At 67.4% G+C, this 19,982-nt stretch carries 19 protein-coding genes; 12 read left to right on the top strand and 7 right to left on the bottom strand.

Translation table 11 applies throughout. From position 1 onward, the window contains the following. The 8 genes from AUL38_RS06550 to AUL38_RS06515 all read left to right on the top strand — a co-directional run. Positions 1–1,729: ABC transporter ATP-binding protein (locus tag AUL38_RS06550; protein WP_201023700.1), on the top strand; the 1,729-nt coding region annotated here is incomplete at its 5' end. Between the two features lie 44 nt (positions 1,730–1,773). After that, a complete protein-coding gene (locus tag AUL38_RS06545) occupies positions 1,774–3,141 on the top strand; it encodes a hypothetical protein (protein WP_059060305.1) in 1,368 nt (455 codons plus the stop codon). Between the two features lie 125 nt (positions 3,142–3,266). Beyond that, the gene (gene adh, locus AUL38_RS06540) at positions 3,267–4,790 is read left to right on the top strand and encodes an aldehyde dehydrogenase (protein ID WP_059060302.1); all 1,524 of its coding nucleotides are present in this window, start codon (positions 3,267–3,269) and stop codon (positions 4,788–4,790) included. Positions 4,791–4,895: 105 nt separating this feature from the next. Then, positions 4,896–5,915, top strand: a complete 1,020-nt coding sequence (adhP, locus tag AUL38_RS06535; protein ID WP_059060318.1) for an alcohol dehydrogenase AdhP — start codon at positions 4,896–4,898, stop codon at positions 5,913–5,915. 64 nt (positions 5,916–5,979) lie between these two features. Further along, positions 5,980–6,474 carry a DUF779 domain-containing protein gene (locus AUL38_RS06530; RefSeq protein ID WP_083506659.1) on the top strand — a complete coding sequence of 165 codons (495 nt, stop codon included), beginning with the start codon at positions 5,980–5,982 and terminating at the stop codon, positions 6,472–6,474. A 78-nt stretch (positions 6,475–6,552) separates the two neighbouring features. Then, positions 6,553–7,101 carry a YqiJ family protein gene (locus AUL38_RS06525; RefSeq protein ID WP_235590634.1) on the top strand — a complete coding sequence of 183 codons (549 nt, stop codon included), beginning with the start codon at positions 6,553–6,555 and terminating at the stop codon, positions 7,099–7,101. Positions 7,102–7,153: 52 nt separating this feature from the next. Then, complete coding sequence (locus AUL38_RS06520; RefSeq protein WP_083506658.1) at positions 7,154–8,716, top strand: flotillin family protein; 1,563 nt, start codon at positions 7,154–7,156, stop codon at positions 8,714–8,716. A 51-nt stretch (positions 8,717–8,767) separates the two neighbouring features. Next, positions 8,768–9,382 carry a PH domain-containing protein gene (locus tag AUL38_RS06515; protein ID WP_059060297.1) on the top strand — a complete coding sequence of 205 codons (615 nt, stop codon included), beginning with the start codon at positions 8,768–8,770 and terminating at the stop codon, positions 9,380–9,382. Positions 9,383–9,387: 5 nt separating this feature from the next. Here AUL38_RS06515 and AUL38_RS06510 read toward each other — a convergent pair whose 3' ends face one another. Continuing rightward, the gene (locus tag AUL38_RS06510; RefSeq protein WP_201023701.1) at positions 9,388–9,909 is read right to left on the bottom strand and encodes a YqaJ viral recombinase family protein; all 522 of its coding nucleotides are present in this window, start codon (positions 9,907–9,909) and stop codon (positions 9,388–9,390) included. Between the two features lie 258 nt (positions 9,910–10,167). Between AUL38_RS06510 and AUL38_RS06505 the strand changes: the two genes are divergently transcribed. Continuing rightward, positions 10,168–10,890, top strand: coding sequence for a response regulator transcription factor (locus tag AUL38_RS06505; RefSeq protein ID WP_059060295.1), 723 nt, complete (start codon positions 10,168–10,170; stop codon positions 10,888–10,890). 20 nt (positions 10,891–10,910) lie between these two features. Here AUL38_RS06505 and AUL38_RS06500 read toward each other — a convergent pair whose 3' ends face one another. Further along, on the bottom strand, positions 10,911–11,717 hold the full coding sequence (locus AUL38_RS06500) for an enoyl-CoA hydratase-related protein (RefSeq protein WP_059060293.1): 807 nt from the start codon (positions 11,715–11,717) through the stop codon (positions 10,911–10,913). Positions 11,718–12,078: 361 nt separating this feature from the next. Between AUL38_RS06500 and rplJ the strand changes: the two genes are divergently transcribed. Together rplJ and rplL are read left to right on the top strand one after the other, a co-directional pair. Continuing rightward, positions 12,079–12,588 (top strand): 50S ribosomal protein L10, encoded by a 510-nt coding sequence (gene rplJ, locus AUL38_RS06495; protein WP_059060291.1) that lies wholly within the window; start codon positions 12,079–12,081, stop codon positions 12,586–12,588. A gap of 72 nt (positions 12,589–12,660) precedes the next feature. Then, complete coding sequence (gene rplL, locus AUL38_RS06490) at positions 12,661–13,038, top strand: 50S ribosomal protein L7/L12 (RefSeq protein WP_059060289.1); 378 nt, start codon at positions 12,661–12,663, stop codon at positions 13,036–13,038. Positions 13,039–13,106: 68 nt separating this feature from the next. On the opposite strand, the gene AUL38_RS06485 is transcribed toward rplL, so the two are convergent. Then, positions 13,107–14,144, bottom strand: coding sequence for a helix-turn-helix domain-containing protein (locus tag AUL38_RS06485; protein ID WP_059060287.1), 1,038 nt, complete (start codon positions 14,142–14,144; stop codon positions 13,107–13,109). Positions 14,145–14,189: 45 nt separating this feature from the next. After that, the gene (locus AUL38_RS06480) at positions 14,190–15,164 is read right to left on the bottom strand and encodes an alpha/beta hydrolase (RefSeq protein ID WP_201023699.1); all 975 of its coding nucleotides are present in this window, start codon (positions 15,162–15,164) and stop codon (positions 14,190–14,192) included. A 214-nt stretch (positions 15,165–15,378) separates the two neighbouring features. On the opposite strand from AUL38_RS06480, the gene AUL38_RS06475 reads away from it, so the two are divergent. Then, a complete protein-coding gene (locus tag AUL38_RS06475; protein ID WP_059060286.1) occupies positions 15,379–16,554 on the top strand; it encodes a serine hydrolase in 1,176 nt (391 codons plus the stop codon). Positions 16,555–16,632: 78 nt separating this feature from the next. On the opposite strand, the gene AUL38_RS06470 is transcribed toward AUL38_RS06475, so the two are convergent. The 3 genes from AUL38_RS06470 to AUL38_RS06465 all read right to left on the bottom strand — a co-directional run bounded on the left by AUL38_RS06470 (position 16,633) and on the right by AUL38_RS06465 (position 19,925). After that, complete coding sequence (locus AUL38_RS06470; RefSeq protein ID WP_059060283.1) at positions 16,633–17,742, bottom strand: hypothetical protein; 1,110 nt, start codon at positions 17,740–17,742, stop codon at positions 16,633–16,635. Positions 17,743–18,044: 302 nt separating this feature from the next. Then, a complete protein-coding gene (locus AUL38_RS17540) occupies positions 18,045–18,182 on the bottom strand; it encodes a putative transporter small subunit (protein ID WP_201023698.1) in 138 nt (45 codons plus the stop codon). Between the two features lie 9 nt (positions 18,183–18,191). Next, positions 18,192–19,925, bottom strand: a complete 1,734-nt coding sequence (locus tag AUL38_RS06465) for a sodium:solute symporter family protein (protein ID WP_059060281.1) — start codon at positions 19,923–19,925, stop codon at positions 18,192–18,194. Between the last annotated feature and the right edge of the window lie 57 nt (positions 19,926–19,982).

Here is a 19,982-nt window from a genome sequence, read left to right as displayed (position 1 = left end):
GGACCGGCCAGCTCGCCGAGCGCCCCGGCCCGGCAGGCTCGCTGCCCGATCCGCCGCTGCCGCCCGCGCGCCCCGCCCCGCAACCCCCGGAACACGACCTGGCGCCCTTATCGTGCGCGACCTCGCTGTCGGTGTGCCTCGAATGAACGCTTCGCGCGGCCGCAACCGTTCATTCGAGGCACACCGGGCGCTGGTGGGCGGCGGGACCGGGGCCGCCGTGGCGGCCGGGGACGGCGTCAGCTTCGAGGTCGCGCCCGGGGAGGCGCTCGGCATCGTCGGCGAGTCGGGCTCGGGCAAGAGCCTCACCCTGCGCGCGGTCGCAGGTCTCCTGCCGCCCGGCACTCGGCAGACAGCAGGCGAGATCGCGATCGGCGGCCGCTTCGGCATGGTGTTCCAGGATCCGATGAGCGCACTCGACCCACTCACGCGCGTCGGCATCCAGCTGCGGGAGGCCTGCGTTGCGGGCGGCGCGGCCGACCCCGCGGCCCGCGTACGCGAACTGCTCGCAGACGTGCGCCTGCCAGACCCAGAACGCATCGCCCGCTCGTACCCGCACGAGCTCTCGGGAGGTCAGCGGCAGCGCATCGTCATCGCGATGGCGCTCGCGGGCAACCCGGCCGTGTTGCTCGCCGACGAGCCGACGACGGCCCTGGACGTGACCGTGCAGCGCGAGGTGCTCACCCTGCTCGCGGGGCTGCGTCGCGAGCGCGGGCTCACCCTCGTGCTCGTGAGTCACGACCTCGCCGTCATCGCCGCCATGTGCGAGCGGGTCGCCGTGATGCGTGACGGTCACATCGTGGAAGCGGGGGAGACCGCGTCGGTGCTCGCCGCCCCGGCGCACCCCTACACCCGCCAACTGATTGCGGCGGTGCCCGAGTTGCCGCCGGCCCCAACGTTCGCGGCCGACAGCGAAGATGCGCCGCCTCCGACCCGGCCCGCCGGCCCGCCGGTGCTCGCGGTGCGCGACCTCGGCATTCGCTACGGGAGCCGGGACGCGGTCGCGCACGTCTCGTTCGAGCTGCGGGGGGCGCTCGGCCTCGTCGGGGAATCCGGATCGGGCAAGACGACGATCGCGCGCGCGATCGCGGGGGAGCTTGCGGCGGCCTCCGGCCAGATCGCGTTCGACGGAACCGTGCTTCCGGCGGGACGCGGATCGCGCAGGCCACGCCGCACGACAGCGCAGCGCGGGGCGATCCAGCTCATCCCGCAGGATCCCGGGTCATCGCTCAACCCGCGCCGCCGCGTCGGCGCCGCGCTCGCCGAGGTGCTCCGGGTGCACGCCGGCTCCGGCCTCACCCATCGGGGAGCCGTTGACGTGCGCGTCACCGAGCTCCTCACCGAGGTCGGCCTGGGTGCAACGCACGCAGACGCCTACCCGCACGAGCTCTCCGGCGGGCAACGGCAGCGCGTCGCCATCGCGCGAGCGCTCGCGACGAGCCCGCGGGTGCTCATCGCCGACGAGGCGACGAGCGCGCTCGACGTGTCAGTGCAGGCCGAGATCCTCGCCCTGCTTGCGCGGTTGCGCGACGAACGCGGCCTCGCCCTACTCGTGATCTCCCATGACCTCGCCGTCATCCATGCGCTCTGTGACGAGATCGTCGTGCTGCGCGCCGGCCGCGTGGTCGAGCAGGGGCCGCGGGTACTCGACGCGCCCGCCGCAGAATACACGCGCGAGCTGCTCTCCGCCGTTGTCCGGCTCCCTGGGAGTTCACCCCGTGGCCGTGCGTAGCCGGATCCTGTACCCTCAAAACACCTGAGCGCGAAGGAGGGGCCGTGCGGAACACACGACAGGCCCTGCAACGAGGCGAATCGGTTCGAGAACGCCGCCTGCTGCTCGCCCGCGCGCACGAACGTTTCGTCGCTGACGACTCCCTCATCGCCGACGAAGCATCCCGCCACACCTTCGCCACGCAGAGCGAACTACGGCCCGTCGTGCTCGACTCCTGGCTCCGTGCGAGACGCCGCGCCGTCGACCCGAACCGCACCCCCGGGCAAGGGATGCTGTCGATCGAAGAGCTTGAGGAACTCCAGCGCCTTCACCCCATCGCACGGGTGCTCCCCGTCATCAACCGGCTGCTGCTTGACGAAGCCACCCAAGCGGGCTTCGTCGTCGCCGTCGGAGACGCCGCAGGCCGGATCCTCTGGATCGACGGCGACCGCTCGCTCCGCAGCGACGCCGAAGACATGGGCTTCGCGGTCGGCACCGACTGGTCCGAGGACGCGGTCGGCACGTCGGCGCCCGGGGCGGCCCTGCTGCTCGACGAATCCATCCAGGTGCTCGGCGCGGAACACTACAACCGGGCCGTGCACCAGTGGAGCTGCACCGCGGTTCCCGTGCACGAGCCAGAGACCGGCGCGGTCATCGGCGTGATCGACGTCACCGGCGACGACGGCGCCGCGACCCCACACATTCTGCCCCTCATCGAGGCCACGCGCGCCGCGGTCGAAGCGGAGCTCAAACTCAACGCCATGCGTGCCGCCCTTGAGCGCGAGCACGCGCGCGACGCGCCCCGGCAGATCACCGGCAGTGCGCCTCAGCGCGTCTCGCGACAGGCAGCCCCCAGACTAATGCTGCTCGGCCGAGACCCAGCGCTCCTCGAACACGGCGGGCGCTTTGTGACCGTCGCCCGCCGTCACGCGGAGATCCTCGTCGCCCTCGCCCAAGCCCCGCACGGCCTGAACGCTGTCGCGCTCGCCGAGCAGGTGTACGGGGAAGGCAATGCCGAGCACAGCCTGAGGCCCGAGGTCGTGCGACTGCGGAAATGGCTCGCTCAACAGAGCATCGGCATCGAGCTCCTATCGCGCCCCTACCGCCTGAGCAGCCAGCTTCGGCTCGACGCGCTCGAAACCCTCGAGGCCCTCGAACGAGGCGCGCACCGGCTCGCGCTCGCCGCCTACGAGGGGCCAGTACTGCCCTCCTCTGAAGCCCCGGCCGTCGAACAGCTGCGGCTCGAAGTCGACGCGACGCTGCGCGAATCCATGCTGCAGGCCGCCGCCGTCGAACTGCTCTTCGAATACGCGCAGAACTGGGCCGTTGACGACGCGCAGGTGTGGGAAGCGCTGCTGCACGAGCTGCCCCCGCTCTCCCCGAAACGCACCCGCGTCGTCGCGCGCCTCGAAGCCATCGCCGCCGATCACTAACCGGTGCGGGAGCCCAGCCCCGTCCGCAACCTAGATGCAACCTTTCTCGACCTACTGTTGGCACACCAGGGCCGAGCTTCACTAGCCTCGGCACTTCGACAACGATGTCAGAGAGAGGTAGCACCATGACTGTCTACGCATTCCCCGGACAGCCCGATTCGCTCGTGAGCTTCAAGAGCCGATACGAGCACTACATTGGCGGCGAGTGGGTCCCGCCAGTGAAGGGCCAGTACTTCGAGAACATCACCCCGATCACGGGCAAGCCCTTCTGCGAGGTCGCGCGCGGCACCGCAGAAGACATCGAGGCAGCCCTCGACGCGGCGCACAAGGCGGCTCCCGCCTGGGGCAAGACCAGCCCGGCCGAGCGCTCGCTGATCCTCAACAAGATCGCCGACCGCATGGAAGCGAACCTTGAGATGATCGCCGTCGCCGAGACCTGGGACAACGGCAAGGCCGTCCGTGAGACGCTCAACGCCGACATCCCGCTCGCGATCGACCACTTCCGCTACTTCGCCGGCGCGATCCGCGCCCAAGAGGGCAACCTGTCGCAGATCGACGAGGACACGGTCGCCTACCACTTCCCCGAGCCGCTTGGCGTCGTCGGGCAGATCATCCCGTGGAACTTCCCCATCCTCATGGCCGTCTGGAAGCTCGCCCCCGCGCTCGCCGCAGGCAACGCGATCGTATTGAAGCCGGCCGAGCAGACACCCGCATCGATCATGGTGCTGTTCGAGCTCATCGGCGACCTGCTCCCGCCAGGTGTGGTGAACATTGTGAACGGCTTCGGCGCCGAGGCTGGCAAGCCGCTCGCCTCGAACCCGCGCATCCGCAAGATCGCGTTCACCGGCGAGACCACGACCGGCCGCCTCATCATGCAGTACGCGTCCGAGAACATCATCCCGGTCACGCTCGAGCTCGGTGGCAAGAGCCCGAACATCTTCTTCGACGACGTTGCGGCGAAGGACGACGCGTTCTGGGACAAGGCCCAGGAGGGCTTCACGATGTTCGCGCTGAACCAGGGCGAGGTCTGCACCTGCCCGTCGCGCGCGCTCATCCAGGAGTCGTTCGCCGACGAGTTCCTCGAGAAGGTCGTCGCCCGCACCGAGCTCATCAAGCGCGGCAACCCGCTCGACACCGACACGATGATCGGCGCGCAGGCGTCGAACGACCAGTTCGAGAAGATCAAGTCGTACCTCGACATCGGCCGGCAGGAGGGCGCGAAGGTGCTCACGGGCGGCGGCGTCGACGACCTCGGCGGCGAGTTCGCCGGCGGCTTCTATATCCAGCCGACGATCTTCCGCGGTGACAACTCCATGCGGATCTTCCAGGAGGAGATCTTCGGGCCGGTCGTCTCGGCGACGACGTTCACCGACTTCGACGACGCGATGCGGCTCGCCAACGACACCCTCTACGGGCTCGGCGCCGGCGTCTGGAGCCGTGACGGCAGCACCGCCTACCGTGCCGGACGCGCGATCCAGGCCGGCCGCGTCTGGGTGAACAACTACCATGCCTACCCCGCGCACGCGGCGTTCGGCGGCTACAAGTCGAGCGGCATCGGGCGTGAGAACCACCTGATGATGCTCGACCACTACCAGCAGACGAAGAACCTGCTCTGGAGCTACAGCCAGAACGCGCAGGGCTTCTTCTAAACCACCCACGAGTCGGTTGGGGTCGCCTCGTGCGGCCCCAACCCGGCTCACCCCGCTGCACCGTCGCAGCACCGAGAAAGGAATACCCTCATGACCACAACCACCATGCGTGCGGCCAGTGTGCCGGCGTTCGGCGAACAGCTCGCAGTGGGCGATCACCCGGTTCCCGCTCCCGGCCCCGGGCAGGCGCTCGTGCGCGTCCTCACCACCGGCGTGTGCCACACCGACCTTCACGCGGTCGAGGGCGATTGGCCCGTGAAGCCCGTTCCGCCGTTCATCCCCGGGCACGAGGGTGTCGGGTATGTCGAAGCCATCGGCGAGGGCGTCACGAACGTCGCGGTCGGTGACCTCGTTGGCAACGCGCGGCTGGGGTCGGCGTGTGGGCATTGCGAGCACTGCCGCACCGGCTGGGAGACGCTCTGCGAGCAGCAGCAGAACGGCGGCTACTCGGTTGACGGTTCGTTCGCCGAGTACATGCTCGTCGACGCCACCTACGCGGCGGTCGTACCGGCCGGATCGGATCCCGTCGAGGTCGCACCCGTGCTCTGCGCCGGCGTCACCGTCTACAAGGGCCTGAAGATGTCGGGCGTGCTGCCTGGCCAGTGGGTCGTCATCTCGGGCATCGGCGGCCTCGGCCACATTGCGGTGCAGTACGCGGTCGCGATGGGCATGCGCGTCGCCGCCGTGGATATCGCCGACGACAAGCTCGCGCTCGCGAAGAAGCACGGTGCCGAGATCACCGTGAACGCGATGAACGAGGATCCGGTCGAGGCGATCCAGCGCGAGACCGGAGGCACCCACGGCGTGCTCGTCACCGCGGTGCACCCGTCGGCGTTCGGTCAGGCGATCGGAATGACCCGTCGCGGCGGCACCATTGTGTTCAACGGCCTGCCACCGGGGGACTTCCCGGCACCGATCTTCGACATCGTGCTCAAGGGTCTCACGATCCGCGGCTCGATCGTCGGCACACGCCAGGACATGATCGAGGCGCTCGACTTCTACGCGCGCGGGCTCATCCACCCGACGGTCGCCGAACGGCCACTGGAGGACGTGAATGACGTGCTCGACGAGATGCGGGCCGGCAAGATTGATGGCCGCATAGTGCTCAGGCTCGCAGACGCCTAAGCTACGAGGCCCCGGGGAAAATCCCCGGGGCCTTTCCCCATGATTGACGAAGGAGGGGTTGACCATGACACAGGAACATCTCCAGAGCGAGGCCGCGCCCGCATGCGATCTCGCTGACGCGCCGCCGACGGAGCCGGCCGCGGCAGGCACCGCCGAGATCCCCGGCTCGATCCACGCCAGGCCCGAGCTCGACGGCGAGACCGACAGCCGGCTCGCCTTCACCCCCGACGCGGTCGCGCTCATCGATCAGCTGTGGGCGATGCACGGCCCGCTCATGTTTCACCAGTCGGGCGGCTGCTGCGATGGTAGCGCCCCCATGTGTTACCAGGAGGGCGAGTTCAAGACCGGTGGGCAGGACCTGCTGCTCGGCACCCTCGAGCTTCCGCCCCTCACCGCCGAGGGTGCGCAGCGCGAGATCGGCTTTTGGATGTCGCGCGAACAGTTTGGCGTGTGGTCGCACACCCACCTCACGATCGACGCGGTGCCTGGGCGCGGCTCAGGGTTCTCGCTCGAAGCACCGGAGGGCAAACGCTTCCTCATCCGTTCCCGTCTGATGTGACCGGCGCAGTGACCCGGTTGCTTGCTACGCTGGGGGTGACCGGGTTACTGACCGACGAGGTGCGCTATGGGAGCGATCATGAACTGGCTTGAGGGCCTGCTCGATGGGTCGCTGCTTGCTGGCGGCGTGTTCCTCATCATCGGCGTGGTCGGCGGTGTCCTGCTGCTGCTCTCGCTCGTGCTCGACGGCATCTTCGACGCGTTCGACTTCGGTGACGGCCCGCTAAGCCTGACGACGATTGCCGCGTTCACCGCGATCTTCGGGTTTACCGCGTTCGGACTGGTCGGCGCAGGCGTGCCCACCCCGCTCGCTGGGCTGCTCGGCGCGGTTGCCGGTGTGCTCGGGGGAGCGGCGGCCTGGTGGCTGAGCCGTGTCATCCGCAGTGCCGAATCGACGACCGCGGTCAGCGGCGATGAACTTGTCGGCTCGGAGGCGGGCGTCGTGCTCGCGATCCCCGCCGGCGGGCTCGGCGAGGTCGCGCTCGTGCGGCACGGCGAGCGTGTCTCGCTATCGGCCACCTCCGAGACTGCCATTCCGCGTGGCGCGCAGGTGCGCATCGCGCAGACCATCACCGCGACCTCGGTGCGCGTCGAGCCTGTCTCGGCGCCGGTCGACCCCAGCCTGTAACACCCAGCGGCGACGCCGGGAATCTGCCAACTGAACGTCCCTGGGAGGGAACATGTTCTTCATCACTCCAGCCATCGTCGGTGTGTTTGGCGCGGTCGTCGCGCTCGTGCTCATCGCGCTCGTCATCATCAAGCGGTACCGGATCGCGAAGCCTGACGAGGCAATCATTGTCACCGGCGGCAAGGGTAAGGAGGTCGCCGCGGCGCAGGGCGGCACGATCCGCGACCTGTCAGGCCAGAAGGTTGTCACCGGCGGCGGCGTCTTCGTGCTGCCGTTCGTGCAGAAGTCATTCACGATCTCGCTGCGTTCGCGCCGGCTCTCCATCACGACCGAGGCGCAGACCACCGACGGCATCACGATGCAGGCGCAGGCCGTCGCCGTCGTGAAGGTCGGCGGCACGCAGGAAATGATCCGCGCGGCCGCGCAGCGCTTCCTCTCGAACTCGGACGAGATCGACGAGTCGACGCAGGAGGTGCTGTCGGGCTCGCTGCGTTCAATCATCGGTGGCCTCACCGTGCTGCAGATCATCCGCGACCGCGCAGTCGTCGCGCAGAGCGTGCTCGAAGCTGCTGAGGAGGCGCTCACGAAGCAGGGCCTCGTCGTCGATACGCTGCAGCTCCAGGAGATCCGCGACGGCGCCGACTACATCGCGAACATCGGTCGCCCGGAAGCCGCGAAGGTGCGGCAGCAGGCGGACATCGCCGAGACGAACGCCTACCAGGCGTCTGAGGAGGCGAAGATTGCCGCCGAGAAGGTTCTGCTTGACCGCAACCGTGAGTTGAAGCTGCGCCAGGCCGAGATCCAGGCCGAGACCGACAAGGCGAACGCCCAGGCACAGGCGGCCGACCCGCTCGAGCAGGCGATCCAGCAGCAGGCCATCGTCGAGCAGCAGCAGATCACCGCGCAGCGCGAGGTTGCCCTGCGCACCGAGAAGCTCAACGCCGATGTGCGCGCGGTTGCCGAGGCTGAGGCGTACCGGCTCGAAGCGCTCGCCAAGGCCGAGGCGACGGCTGCGGTGTCTGCCGCTGACGGTCGCGCGCAGGCCGTCGAGCGCGAGGGCCTCGCGGCACGCGCCGCCCGTATCGCAGCGTCAGAGGCGGTTGCGGCCGAGGGCCGTGCCGAAGCTGAGGCGATCCAGGCGAAGGGAACTGCCGAGGCGGTCGCCGTCGAGGCGCGCGCACGCGCACTCGAGACCCAATCGCAGGCGGTGCTCGCGCAGGAGCTCATCCACCGCCTCCCCGAGATCGCCGGCGAGTACGCGCAGGCGATTGCGGGTATCGACAGCATGACCGTCGTCTCGGCCGACGGCACCGCGAAGGTGGCTGGTGACGCGATGGGCAACCTCAAGGGGCTGCTCGAGATGGCGCGCGAGACCGTCGGAGTTGACCTCGTCGGGATGCTCAACGGCGTCGTGACCGGCAGCGCGGCTGGCGCTGCCGCCGGGCGCGCAGCGAGCTCGAACGCGAACCCTGCGCCCGCCCAGCGCGACGACGCTCCGGTCACCATCGTTGAGGTCGAGACGCAGCCCGTCGCCGATCAGGAGGACGCGGCGGCAGCCCCCGCTGCTGACGATCGGCCCCGCCAGGGGCTCGTGGACGACGGGGATCAGGCCTAGTTCTCGGAACGCCGGGCACCCGCCCGGAGGGAGACAGGGCAGAATAGAGGTATGCGGCGTACCCGGAACACTCAGGAGACGACGGTGCTCCCCGCCGAGGGGGCACCGTCGCTCGACGCGGCCGGGTATGCCCCGGCCTGGGCGTCGCCGGCGGCCGCCGATCTGCGAGGCGCGAGCAGCGTGCAGCTGCAGCCCGAGGAGGTCGTCATCCGGGTGCGTCGGCACGGCAGGCACCTGGGCCCGGTGATCGTGATTCTCTTCCTCACTGCCGGCCTCGGTGGCTTCTTCATCGGCACGCTGCCTGAGCTGTGGATGAATGTGGCCGCGGCAGCGGGCGCGATCCTGGTCCTCGCGTTTGGCGTGATCGGCCCGCTGCTGGGCTGGCTCGCCCGCCGCGCCGTGGTCACGACCCGCCGAGTCATCATGCACCACGGGTTCTTCGTGCGGCACCGCACCGAGGTCTCGCTCGCGCGCGTGCGCGAGGTTCGGTCGAAACAGAACCCGATCCAGCGGATGTGGGGATCAGGCGATATCGAGCTGTTTATCGGTGCGGAGGCGGTGCGGATCCCGGATGCGCCAGGTGTGAAGACGCTACACGCAGCACTGCAGGAGCTGTCGGAACGCAGCTATGACGAACAGGTGCGCGCGAGCGGGTTTTCGCTGTAGCGGGCTCAGGTCGTGCGGGCGATAAGCACGTCGATGAGTTCGCCCGCGAGATTCACGAGGCGCTCGATCTCGGACTCATCGCGGTCGATCCACCGGAATTCTGGCTCGCCGACGGGAACGAAGTTCTCGTGCCGCTCCCACACCATGAGCGTGCGTTCCGCGCCGAGCACGTACTGTTGCCACCAGATCTGCCTGAGGTAGTTGCGGGGGATCACCCGCCACTCCTTGTTCGTCGTCTTAATCTCAGCGAGCTCGAGCGCGCCGCCGGCACGCTCGACGACACCGTCGGGCGTGGCGAGGTGGCGCAGGTCAGACTCCGCGTGGAAGAGTGCGGCACTCGGGAGGATCCCGTGCTCGCGTTCGACCCAGGCAGCGATCACCGGTTCGCGTGCCTTGCCGTGGTCGGTGTACGCATTGCCGATGAACCTGCTGCCGTACATTTTCTCGCGGGCGGCCGTCTCGATCGAGCGCGGGGTCGACAGTTTCGCGACGTCGGTCGCGGTGATGCCGCGCGCTCGGGCCCGCATCCATGCGCTATGGTCGGATCCGTCAGTGACGATGCGCGAGCGGAGCGCTCCAGAAAACACATCGGGGTTCAGCACTGGCCCATTGTCCCACGGCGCCGGACGACTCGCTGTCAGGTGCCCGCGTGGCGGGAAAACGGTCTAGGAGATGAGTTATCGAATGGAGCGTAACGTAATAACGGCCGAAACTTCTAGAGTATACACCTGTCAGCCAAAGTGTGTGCCCAGCCCGTCCCCAGCCGAAACAGGCACTATGGACGCATGGTTGCCGAGACGCTCACGAGACAAGATGGTTCAATGGTGCGCGCACTCGTCGTAGATGACGAGGAGTCGATCACGCAACTCATTGCCATGGCCCTTCGCTACGAGGGTTGGGACGTGCGGTCTGCCGCAACGGGTGCTGAGGCGCTCGAGGCGATTGCTGAGTTCCAGCCCGATGTTGCGGTATTCGACATCATGCTCCCCGACTTCGACGGGATGCAGCTGTTGTCGAAAGTGCGCGCGAAGGGAGAAGTATTCCCCGTGCTGTTCTTGACCGCTCTCGACTCTGTCGAGGAGCGCGTTGCTGGCCTCACCGCCGGCGGCGACGACTACGTCGTTAAGCCGTTCAGCCTTGAGGAGCTGCTTGCTCGGCTGCGCGGGCTCGTGCGCCGCTCGCAGCTTCGCCTCGCATCGCAGCCCAACCCCATTCTTCGCGTCGGCGACCTCGAGCTCAACGAGGACAGCTACGAGGTGTCACGCTCCGGCGAGATTATCCAGCTGACCAACACCGAGTTCGAGCTGTTGCGCTACCTCATGCGCAACTCCGGCCGCGTGCTGTCCAAGGCGCAGATCCTCGACCGGGTCTGGAGCTACGACTTTGACGGCAAGCCGACCGTGGTTGAGCTGTACATCTCGTACCTCCGCCGCAAGATCGACGCGGGCCGACCCGCGATGATCCACACGGTGCGTGGCGCGGGCTACATGCTGAAGCCCGCCGACTAGCGGCGGGTCGCAGCTGCTCGCTACTTCCCGGTGAACACCGGCGCACGCTTCTCGAGGAACGCGGTCGCGGCTTCAACGGCGTCCGCTGTTCGCCCGCTGACGATGTTGCGGTAGGCCTCGCGGCCGATGGCGAGCGAAAAGTCTGGTGTCGTGTCGGTGAGGTTCTGCTTCACGTGGCGCAGCGCAATCGGTGGTTTCGCCGCGAGCTGCTCGGCGAGGATGAGCGCCCCTGCCATGAGCTCGTCGTCGGTGAATACCCGGGTCACGAGCCCGATCCGAAGCGCCTCGGCAGCATCGAACTTCTCGTTCAGTAAGAAGAGCTCCTTTGCCTTGGCCTCTCCGAGCAGTCGCGTGAGCAGCCAGGTTCCGCCGAAGTCGCCTGAGAGGCCCGCGTCGAGGAACGCCGTACGGAATACGGACGTGTCCGAGGCGACCCGAAGGTCGCACGCCGCGGCGATCGAGAGGCCGGCGCCAGCGCATGCGCCGCGCACGGCCGCAATCGTGAGCAGTCTGCTTTCGCGCAGCTGCACCGAGAGTTGAGTTGCGCCGACGAGTTCACGCACACTCGCCTCGAGTGGCATGCCCTCGCTCGTGAATTCACCCGCCGAGAACTTGTCGAGGTCGCCGCCAACGCTGAAGTGTGTGCCGGCGCCGGTGAGCACGAGTACGCGCACCTCAGGTGTGTCGATGAGCTGCTCGATCGCTTCGAGCGACTGGGCGACGAGCGCGTCGCTCAGCGAGTTGCGCTGCTCGGGGCGATTGAACGTGAGGGTTGCGACGGCGCCGTCGACCTCGAGGGTGACGGCGTGGATGGTCTGCTCTTCCATGGTGAAGCTCCTTTGCGTCAGATGGGGTGGCCCGGCGGCCCACCCCCAGCGTGCCCGCGGAACCTGAGAATGTGCACGGCGGCGCCGGCCGGTTTTCTCTGCTAGCGCCGGTGTGGTAGTGTTCTCTGTGGCCCAAGACCGCCGGTAAAGTTCGCAAGAACTTCGGAACGCTCGCCGATCCAGTGATGGAGACGTGGGGACCAGCGCAGGTACGAACTCCTTGAAGCGTGAATGCAAATTCCGTGAATCTCGAAGCTCCGTGCGTGCGCGCCGGAGCTTTTTCCTTTTCCAGGAGTTGCTTCGTGCGGCACGGCCGCCGGGAGGCATTCGCCGCCCCGGATACGACAACTAAGGGAGCGCCATGGCAACGAAGGACGCTACGGTCGCCGATCTTCAGAAGCAGTTTGAAGAGTCGGGCGCCGTTCTGCTGACTGAGTACCGCGGTCTCACGGTTGCTCAGTTGCGGGATCTCCGCAACAGCATCCGCGAGCACGCGACATACGCTGTGGCGAAGAACACGCTGACCAAGATTGCAGCCAACAAGGCTGGAATCACCGCGTTTGACGACGAGCTCGCTGGCCCGTCGGCACTCGCGTTCGTGCACGGTGACACTGTCACCGTCGCGAAGGCACTGCGTGACTTCGCCAAGGCAAACCCTCTTTTGGTGATCAAGGCTGGCTACTTCGATGGCAAGCCCTTGACCGCCGCTGAGGTAGGCAAGCTTGCCGATCTCGAGAGCCGTGAGGTGCTGTTGGCTAAGGCCGCTGGCGCCATGAAGGCTTCGCTGATCGGCGCTGCACAGCTGTTCAACGCTCTGCCCGCTAAGGCCGCTCGCGGCTTCGGCGCGCTGCAGGAGAAGCAGGACGCTTAAGGATCGGCATCCGCCGACCTGAAACACACTGTTCCTGCGCGATGTGCAGGGCAAACATCAAGGAGAATCACCATGGCTAAGCTTTCGACTGAAGAACTGCTTGAGCAGTTCAAGGGCCTGACCCTCATCGAGCTCTCGGACTTCGTTAAGGCGTTCGAGGAGGAGTTCGACGTTTCGGCTGCTGCTCCCGTCGCAGTTGCTGCTGCTGCAGCTCCTGCTGCTGAGGCTGTCGAAGAGAAGGACGAGTTTGACGTCGTTCTCGAGTCGGCTGGCGACAAGAAGATCCAGGTCATCAAGGTTGTGCGCGAGCTCACCGGCCTGGGCCTCGGCGAGGCTAAGGCACTCGTCGAAGAGGCACCGAAGACCGTTCTCGAGGCTGCAAAGAAGGACGCAGCTGAAGAGGCAAAGGCTAAGCTCGAGGAAGCTGGCGCTGGCGTAAAGCTTGCGTAAGTTCTCGCTCTAGCGAACTGAAGGTGGGTCGTCCCGTACGGGGCGGCCCACCTTTTGCGTTGGAGGAGTTAGGTCCGGCGTTGGTGTTCGGGCGGGGGCGCCTCCATGACACGGGAGGTGCGGACGCGGTGCGTGAGGTACGCGGTCGCAAGTCGGGCCCGGCCGAGCCCCTCGGTTGCGGCGAAGCCGAGCTCGTCGATGATCGCGGTGAGTCGGTGTTGCAGCGTGCTGTGGTGCACGCCGAGGGCGCGCGCGGTCTCCCTGACCGTCTGGAACTCGACGAGTGCGGCGACGGTGTCCAGGCCCCACGGCCGACCGGCGATGCGTGCAACGGCTGCCACGTCTGCGTGTGGCGCATCGTCTTCCTCTGCGGGGATCGCGTCGAGGAGTCCGCCGTATGCGTCGGCGCACACCGGCGGGGAGCCCGGCTCGCTCAACCGGAGCGCGGTGAGTGCGCTGCGCAGTGAGCGTGGCAAGCCCGCGATCTGGTGTGCGGAGCCGATACCGCAGGGGTTCGCCTGAAACGGCTCGTAGCGCTCAGGAGTGAGGACGGCGTGCAAGGGGCCGAAGCGGGTGCTGATGACATCTTCCGGGCCCGCGGGGTGGCGATCCCACACCGCGAACAGCGGCGCGAGCACCACCCGGTAGTGGTCGCCGCCCCGCAGGCCGAGCGCGTCGGCGGTAGCGGTGCGCTCGGTGAGCGGGACCGAGGCGTCGAGGAGGAGGCCGAGCCCCCGCCGCCCCTGTTCGCGGGCGACGCCGTGGCGCGCACACAGGGCGATTGAGAGCCGTTCAAGGATGAGGCCATCGTTGGGGCCAGCGGCGCCGGCGCGCTGCAGCCACACCGCGTGGCCGAGCTCGGGATCGGGCTCCGGGCAGCCGTCGGGCGGGGGCGGGAGGATCTCGCCTCGCGGTGAAACGACAATCGGCTCGCCCCCGCCCGAGCGAACTACGCCGGCGGGGCAGCCGGCAAGGGCCGCGGCCGCGGCGAGCAGCGCGCGGGTGTTCACGTTGCCGAGGATGAGCTCGTCAAAACATGCGATGACCCGCAGGCCGAGCGTCGCGCCGGGATCCAGGCGGGAGATGCTTCCGAGGAGTTCTTGCATCGCGGTGTTCCTCTCGGGTGGCGAATTGAAGTCGGGGAGCGGTTGTCAGCCGACGAGCAGGTGTTCGACCCAGGCGTTGCGGGTCTGGATCATGGCGCGGCCGACGCGGGTGTGTGGTGCGAAGATGTCGGCGGCGTGGAAAGCGCCCGGCCAGACATGCAGTTCAGCATTGCCGCCCGCTTGCCAGATCCGCTCCGCGAATGCGGTGGTCTCGGTGCGGAAGATCTCCGCGGATCCCACGGTGAGGAAGGTGGGCGGGAGCCCACCGAGATCCGCCGCGCGAGCCGGGGCGGCGTACGGTGAGACATCGCTGCCGCCGCGGGCCGCGCCGAGTAGCGCATGCCAGCCGGTGTCGTTGCTCACCCGATCCCACACGCCCACGCCGTCGAACTGCGTGAGGGAGTGCCCGGTGTCGCGGTCGTCGAGCATCGGGTAGTCGAGCACCTGCCCGAGCAGGGGCGGGCCGCCGCGGTCGCGGGCCGCCAGAGCGGCCCCTGCGACGAGACTCCCACCAGCGCTCGCGCCAGCCAGCAGGATCCCGTCATCGCGCACGCCGAGCTCTGCCGCGTGATCGTGCACCCAGCACAGCGCTGCGTAGACGTCTTCACGGGGGACCGGATCGGGGTACTCGGGCGCGAGCCGGTATTCGACGGTGATGAGCGCCGCCCCGAACTCGGTTACCCAGTCGAGCGCGAGATCGATGCCGCTGAAACGGTCGCCGAACATGAGGCCGCCCGAGTGGGCGAAGAGCACCGCAACCCGCGGCTCAGCGCGATCCCCGGTCGTGAGCACGCTCAGTACGATCGGGTCGCCCTCGTGACCGGGCACCGTGACGTCGCGGCGCTCGATGCCGCGCGCGGCGAGCGTGTCTGCGATCGGGGGAGACGCGTACGACTCTCGCATGAACCCGAGCAGATCCGGGGTGATCGTTGGCGGGAACATGCCGCCGACGACGGCGAGGCTCGCGCGCAGCTCAGGATCGAATTCAGGCCGAGGGGTTCCCGTCCGGGGTGCGGTCATGTCGGCTTCCTCCTCGAAGTGCGACGCGTGCGATGCGATACCCCAGTGTAGTGGGGCCGGGCTCTTCACGCGGGCAGATGAATGCGCTCCGCCAGACGGCGGAGCGGTGAGCGGAAACTGCGTCGCCCTGACGGCTGCGACCAGCGCCGGGGCTCGGCAGACTGGGGGCACCTGTTCCGCACGGGGCGGAGCCGCAACTCAACGAGGAGTTTCCATGACCCACCAGCTCGATCGCGCAGCCATCGACGCCGTCCTGTCCGCCGCAGTGGCGCGCGGCGCTGTTCCCCACGTCGCGGCCGTCGTCGCTGACGCCGACGGCGTGCTCTACGAGGGGGGCTTCGGTGTGCGCACCGTCGGCGGAGACGAAGGGCCCGTGTCTGCGAACACGACCTTTCGACTCATGTCGATGACGAAAATGATCGTGACCGCGGCAGCGCTGCAGATGCGCGACGAGGGCATACTCGACTTCACCGCCCCGGTGAGCGCGTACCTCCCAGAGTTTGCCGAGCAGCGCGTGCTCACCGGCTTTGCCGGCGACGAGCCCGTGCTCGTCGCACCCGAGACCCAGGCAACCGTGCACCACCTCGTCACGCACACCGCAGGATTCTCGTACTGGTTCTGGAACGCGAACCTCGCTCGCTACGAGCAGCTCACCGGCACGCCGAACGTGGTCACCGGGAAGAGCGAGGCCCTTGCCGCGCCCCTTGTTCACCACCCCGGAGAGGCCATCGAATACGGGATCAACACGGACTGGCTCGGCCGCGTGATGGAGCAGGCGGCGGGGCAGCCGCTCGACGAGATCGTGCGCACCCGCATCACCGGGCCGCTCGGCATGGAGCACACCGGGTTCGAAATGACCGCCGCGAACCGCAGCGACGCGGCGACGATCCACGTCCGCGGTGAGGACGGCGCCTGGGTGAATGTTGGCGACATCGTCGGGCCAGATCCGGAGTGGATTGCCGGAGGGCACGGCATGTTCTCCACGCCGAGGGACTACACCCGGTTCGAGCGCGCACTGCTCCGCGGTGGCGAACTCGACGGGGTGCGGATCCTCGCCGAGGCGACGGTGAACGAAGCGTTCCAGCCGCAGGCCGGATCCCTCGAGTTTCCCGCGGAGCTGCCGACGGCCGACCCGTCGGCGAGCGACACGCTGCGCGTCGGGCCGAACAACACGTGGGGCTTCGGACTGCTCATCAACACGGAGGACTCGCCCGTCGGGCGCCGCGCCGGGTCAGGGGCGTGGGCGGGGTTGTGTAACACGCACTTCTTCATTGACCGGGCGTCGGGGCTCTGCGCCTCGATCTACTCGAACACCCTGCCGTTCGTGGAGAGTGAGGGGGCCTGGGCGATGTTCCAGGACTTCGAACGAGCGATCTACGGCGTCCGGTAAGGCTTCGCATGACACAGCCCCGGTGGTGAACGATGTCCGTTCGCCACCGGGGCTGTGTCATGCAGTGACCGGAGCGAGTTAGACGCTGAAGCGAACCTCGGCGCCGAGCTGCTCCCCGCCGGGGACCTCCTCGCCGCGGAGCGCGAGCACGCGGCCCCCGCTGGCGAGGACCTTCGAGGCGAGCTGGTCGACGAGGCTGTAGCCCGGGGTGCTCTCCGCGACGAGCCCGCCCGCCTGGTCGTCGAGCGTGCCCTCGGGGTGCGCGTCCATGTCGACGTACAGTGTTGAGATCGCGCCTGCGACGGCTGCTCGGGCGATGTCCGTGAGGTCAGTCACCGCGCGGCCTGCCGCGCGCAGGTTGCCGAACTGCTCCTGGCGCTCGGCAAGCTCTGCCGCATAGTAGGCGTCGAGGATCTCGCGTGCCGCAGCGTCGAGTTCGCCCGCGCTGCGGTTATCCGGGTTACCGGAGATGCCATCCGCCAGGAGCTTCGCGTTGCGCGTCACCGAGCGGAAGAGGCTCTCGATCGGCTGGGCTGCCGCGAGGATCAGCGGGCCGCGCGTGCCGCGGAGCACCGGTGCGATCGCCCGGTCGACGGCGCGGACGAAGCCGAGCAGGCGCGCGTCCTGGCCCTCGGGGCCGTGCAGGCGGCGGCGGTGCGACTCCACGCCGGGATCCTCGACGTTAAACGCGTCAAGCAGGTCGCTCGGCAGCTCGGGCACCGGCAGCTCGTTGCCACGGTGGTCGGGCCCGATCGCGATGAGTCGGACTGCGTTCTGGCTGAGCGCGAGCACCGTTGCATCGTGCGCGAAGGTGATCGTGCGCAGCAGCGGAACAACGCGGAAGTGGTTGCCCGAGAAATACTCCGACTCGAGCTCATTCGGGAGGCGGTAAGCGATGGTGCGCTCCGGGCTCGCGAACACGACGAGGCTGTGCGACAGATAGCGCCACAGCTGGGTGTCGTCGAGGAGTGCGCGAAGGCCTGCCTCGGTCTCGGCGATCTCCGCGGCGTCGCCACCGTGCGCGGTGTGCTCGGCGACGGCCTCGCTCACGAGGTTGCCGAAGCTAATCCGGTTTGCCTCGGCTTCAGCCGTGACCGGAGATGTGCGGAGCACGATGGTGATGAGGTTCGGGCGCTCGGTCTGCGCGAGCTGCTCGATCTCTGAGCGGAGCGGAATATCAGTATGCATGGGCGATCCCCCTTGAGAAATACCGTGGGGTCGCGGGCTCGCGACCCATCTCGTATGACGCCCTGACGGGGTCTCCCGGAGGGGCCATATCCCTACAATGCCCGATCTAGGTGAAAAAAGGAATGGTTAAAGCCTGTTCCCTGCGGGTATGTTGGTATCTCTATTGTATCACACAGCTTTGTGAGTAGTCTGAGACGCCTGTTGCGCAGCGCAACTGTTGGAGCGACTGTGGCTGGCATGGACCGCCGGGGTACGGCGGGAAACAAACACGTGCACGGCCTGCTTCCCGCCGCGAATCCCACCTAAATAATCTGGCGACCCTCGCGCTTTGCTTCGCGCCAGTCCTTGACGAACGCACGCACGATCACGAAGAGTGCACCAATAACGATGACCGGCCACACCAGCACGTAGGCGGTGAGCAGAATGACTTCCCAGTTCATGAAAACTCCTTACTTCTGTCCGGTCGGAACAGCGTCCGACTGCGGGGTCTCTACTGCACTGGCAGGCACCGTTTCGAGCGGCCCAGTGGCGGCTCGCGCGACGATCTCTTCGACCGGGTCAAAGTCACCCGTGCGCTGTTTGATGAGATCGAAATCGAACGGCGGCTTCTTGGACGCGAGCGTGATGAGCGTGCACAGGATCGTGCTCACCGAGTAGGCAACGAGTGAGCCCGAGAGCACCGGGTAGGTGTGCAGGAACCCGATGGCGAACGGCGCGGAGGCGACGATCGAGATTCCTGCGACCCAGAACGCAACACGCTTCCCAAAGAACCCGAAGGCCATGAGCCCGAGGACGACGCCGATGCCGATCGTGGCGAGCACATCGAAGGCGATTGCCACCCAGCCCGTCATCTCGATCCACTCGAAGCGCACCGGGATGAAGGTGGCGAGGGCGACGACCACGGAGATACTGAACGCGGCGTTCGTCACGCGGTTCCAGTAGAAGCTCGCGATCACCGGGAAGACGAGCGCGCCCCAGAGCGCGCCGACGAACACCAGCAGGTCGAGAATGTTCAACTGGGAGCCAGCGAAGTACATCCCGGCCGTCATCGCAATGACCATCGTGATGCGGCCGATGAGCACCATGGTGCGCGGGTTCGGCTTGCCCTTCGCGATGTTCTGGCCATAAATATCTGCCATCACGATCGACGACAGGGCGGTGAGATCCGCGTCTGCCGTCGAAGACAGCGAGCCGATGATCATAATGAAGAACAGGGCGAGTAGCGCGGGCGGCAGATATGTTGCGGCCATCTGCGGGATGAGGTTGTTCACGTCGCCGCCGGTGGGCTCGATGCCCGCGTACAGCGCGATAACGCCGAGCATGCCGATGCCGATGATCGTCGCGCCGTACCCGAAGGTGGCGGTGACAAACGTCTTCTTGATGAGGTCTTCACGGACGGCGAAGAGCCGCTGTGCGATCGTCTGGTTGCCGATCGCGTAGGCGAGCACCGCAGCGATATACGGTGCGCCCTGGTTGAAGAACGCGTCGGACGAGAAGAAGTTCGACTGCTGCGGGGTGAGGTTGTTCGCGCCCGTCACGAAGAGATCGGGGCCGCCGGCCGCGAAGAACACGACCGGGATGATGATGATGACGGCGCCGAGCATGAACAGGACCTGCATGAAATCGGTGAGGACCGATGCGCGGAAGCCCGACCACAGCGTGTAGAGCAGCACGCCCGCACCGATCGCGATCACGCCCTGACCGAAGGTGAACGGCGAGAGCATCGAGATGAGCGCGCCGCCTGCGATGAGGTTCGACGTGAGGCTGATGATCGACCCGAGCACGTTGGAACCCGCCAGCATGAGCTGGCTCGAGCGGCCGTGCCTGGCGAACATCACCTCGGCGATGGTGTGCGCGCGTGGCGCGACCTGGCGGATCCTGCGCCCGAAGGGATAGATGAGCAGGATCATCAGTGCGCCCCAGAGTCCGTAATGGATGGGGCCGGATAGACCGTAGGTGTAGCCGGAGGTGGCGGAGGCGTACATCGACGCGGCCCAGATCCATGTTGCGGTCATGGACGCGGCAGAGATGCCGAAACCGACACGACCGCCGCCGGTCATGTAGCCGTCGGCGTTCTCACGCTTCTGGCTGATGCGGAGTGAGATGACGAGACTTGTCCCGAAGAATGCAAGGAAGAGGGCGACGACGATGGGGCCCGAGAGCTGCTGAAGCTGCTCTTGCATGGGTGTTTCCTTTCAGATTGCGGATCGGCAGATGCCGAAGGACCGAAGTGAAGGAAA

It is taken from the genome of Leucobacter sp. G161 (assembly GCF_001482305.1).
Lineage (GTDB): Bacteria > Actinomycetota > Actinomycetes > Actinomycetales > Microbacteriaceae > Leucobacter.
The sequence above is the reverse complement of the archived record's forward strand: the minus strand, read 5'-3'. Positions and strand labels throughout refer to the sequence as shown.

What these genes read in the sequence shown, in the direction of transcription:
- adh (WP_059060302.1), top strand. Translation starts at nt 3,267, where the DNA reads ATGACTGTCTACGCATTCCCCGGACAGCCCGATTCGCTCGTGAGCTTC.
- adhP (WP_059060318.1), top strand. Translation starts at nt 4,896, where the DNA reads ATGCGTGCGGCCAGTGTGCCGGCGTTCGGCGAACAGCTCGCAGTGGGC.
- AUL38_RS06530 (WP_083506659.1), top strand. Translation starts at nt 5,980, where the DNA reads ATGACACAGGAACATCTCCAGAGCGAGGCCGCGCCCGCATGCGATCTC.
- AUL38_RS06525 (WP_235590634.1), top strand. Translation starts at nt 6,553, where the DNA reads ATGAACTGGCTTGAGGGCCTGCTCGATGGGTCGCTGCTTGCTGGCGGC.
- AUL38_RS06520 (WP_083506658.1), top strand. Translation starts at nt 7,154, where the DNA reads ATGTTCTTCATCACTCCAGCCATCGTCGGTGTGTTTGGCGCGGTCGTC.
- AUL38_RS06515 (WP_059060297.1), top strand. Translation starts at nt 8,768, where the DNA reads ATGCGGCGTACCCGGAACACTCAGGAGACGACGGTGCTCCCCGCCGAG.
- AUL38_RS06510 (WP_201023701.1), bottom strand. Translation starts at nt 9,909, where the DNA reads ATGCGGGCCCGAGCGCGCGGCATCACCGCGACCGACGTCGCGAAACTG.
- AUL38_RS06505 (WP_059060295.1), top strand. Translation starts at nt 10,168, where the DNA reads ATGGTTGCCGAGACGCTCACGAGACAAGATGGTTCAATGGTGCGCGCA.
- AUL38_RS06500 (WP_059060293.1), bottom strand. Translation starts at nt 11,717, where the DNA reads ATGGAAGAGCAGACCATCCACGCCGTCACCCTCGAGGTCGACGGCGCC.
- rplJ (WP_059060291.1), top strand. Translation starts at nt 12,079, where the DNA reads ATGGCAACGAAGGACGCTACGGTCGCCGATCTTCAGAAGCAGTTTGAA.
- rplL (WP_059060289.1), top strand. Translation starts at nt 12,661, where the DNA reads ATGGCTAAGCTTTCGACTGAAGAACTGCTTGAGCAGTTCAAGGGCCTG.
- AUL38_RS06485 (WP_059060287.1), bottom strand. Translation starts at nt 14,144, where the DNA reads ATGCAAGAACTCCTCGGAAGCATCTCCCGCCTGGATCCCGGCGCGACG.
- AUL38_RS06480 (WP_201023699.1), bottom strand. Translation starts at nt 15,164, where the DNA reads ATGACCGCACCCCGGACGGGAACCCCTCGGCCTGAATTCGATCCTGAG.
- AUL38_RS06475 (WP_059060286.1), top strand. Translation starts at nt 15,379, where the DNA reads ATGACCCACCAGCTCGATCGCGCAGCCATCGACGCCGTCCTGTCCGCC.
- AUL38_RS06470 (WP_059060283.1), bottom strand. Translation starts at nt 17,742, where the DNA reads ATGCATACTGATATTCCGCTCCGCTCAGAGATCGAGCAGCTCGCGCAG.
- AUL38_RS17540 (WP_201023698.1), bottom strand. Translation starts at nt 18,182, where the DNA reads ATGAACTGGGAAGTCATTCTGCTCACCGCCTACGTGCTGGTGTGGCCG.
- AUL38_RS06465 (WP_059060281.1), bottom strand. Translation starts at nt 19,925, where the DNA reads ATGCAAGAGCAGCTTCAGCAGCTCTCGGGCCCCATCGTCGTCGCCCTC.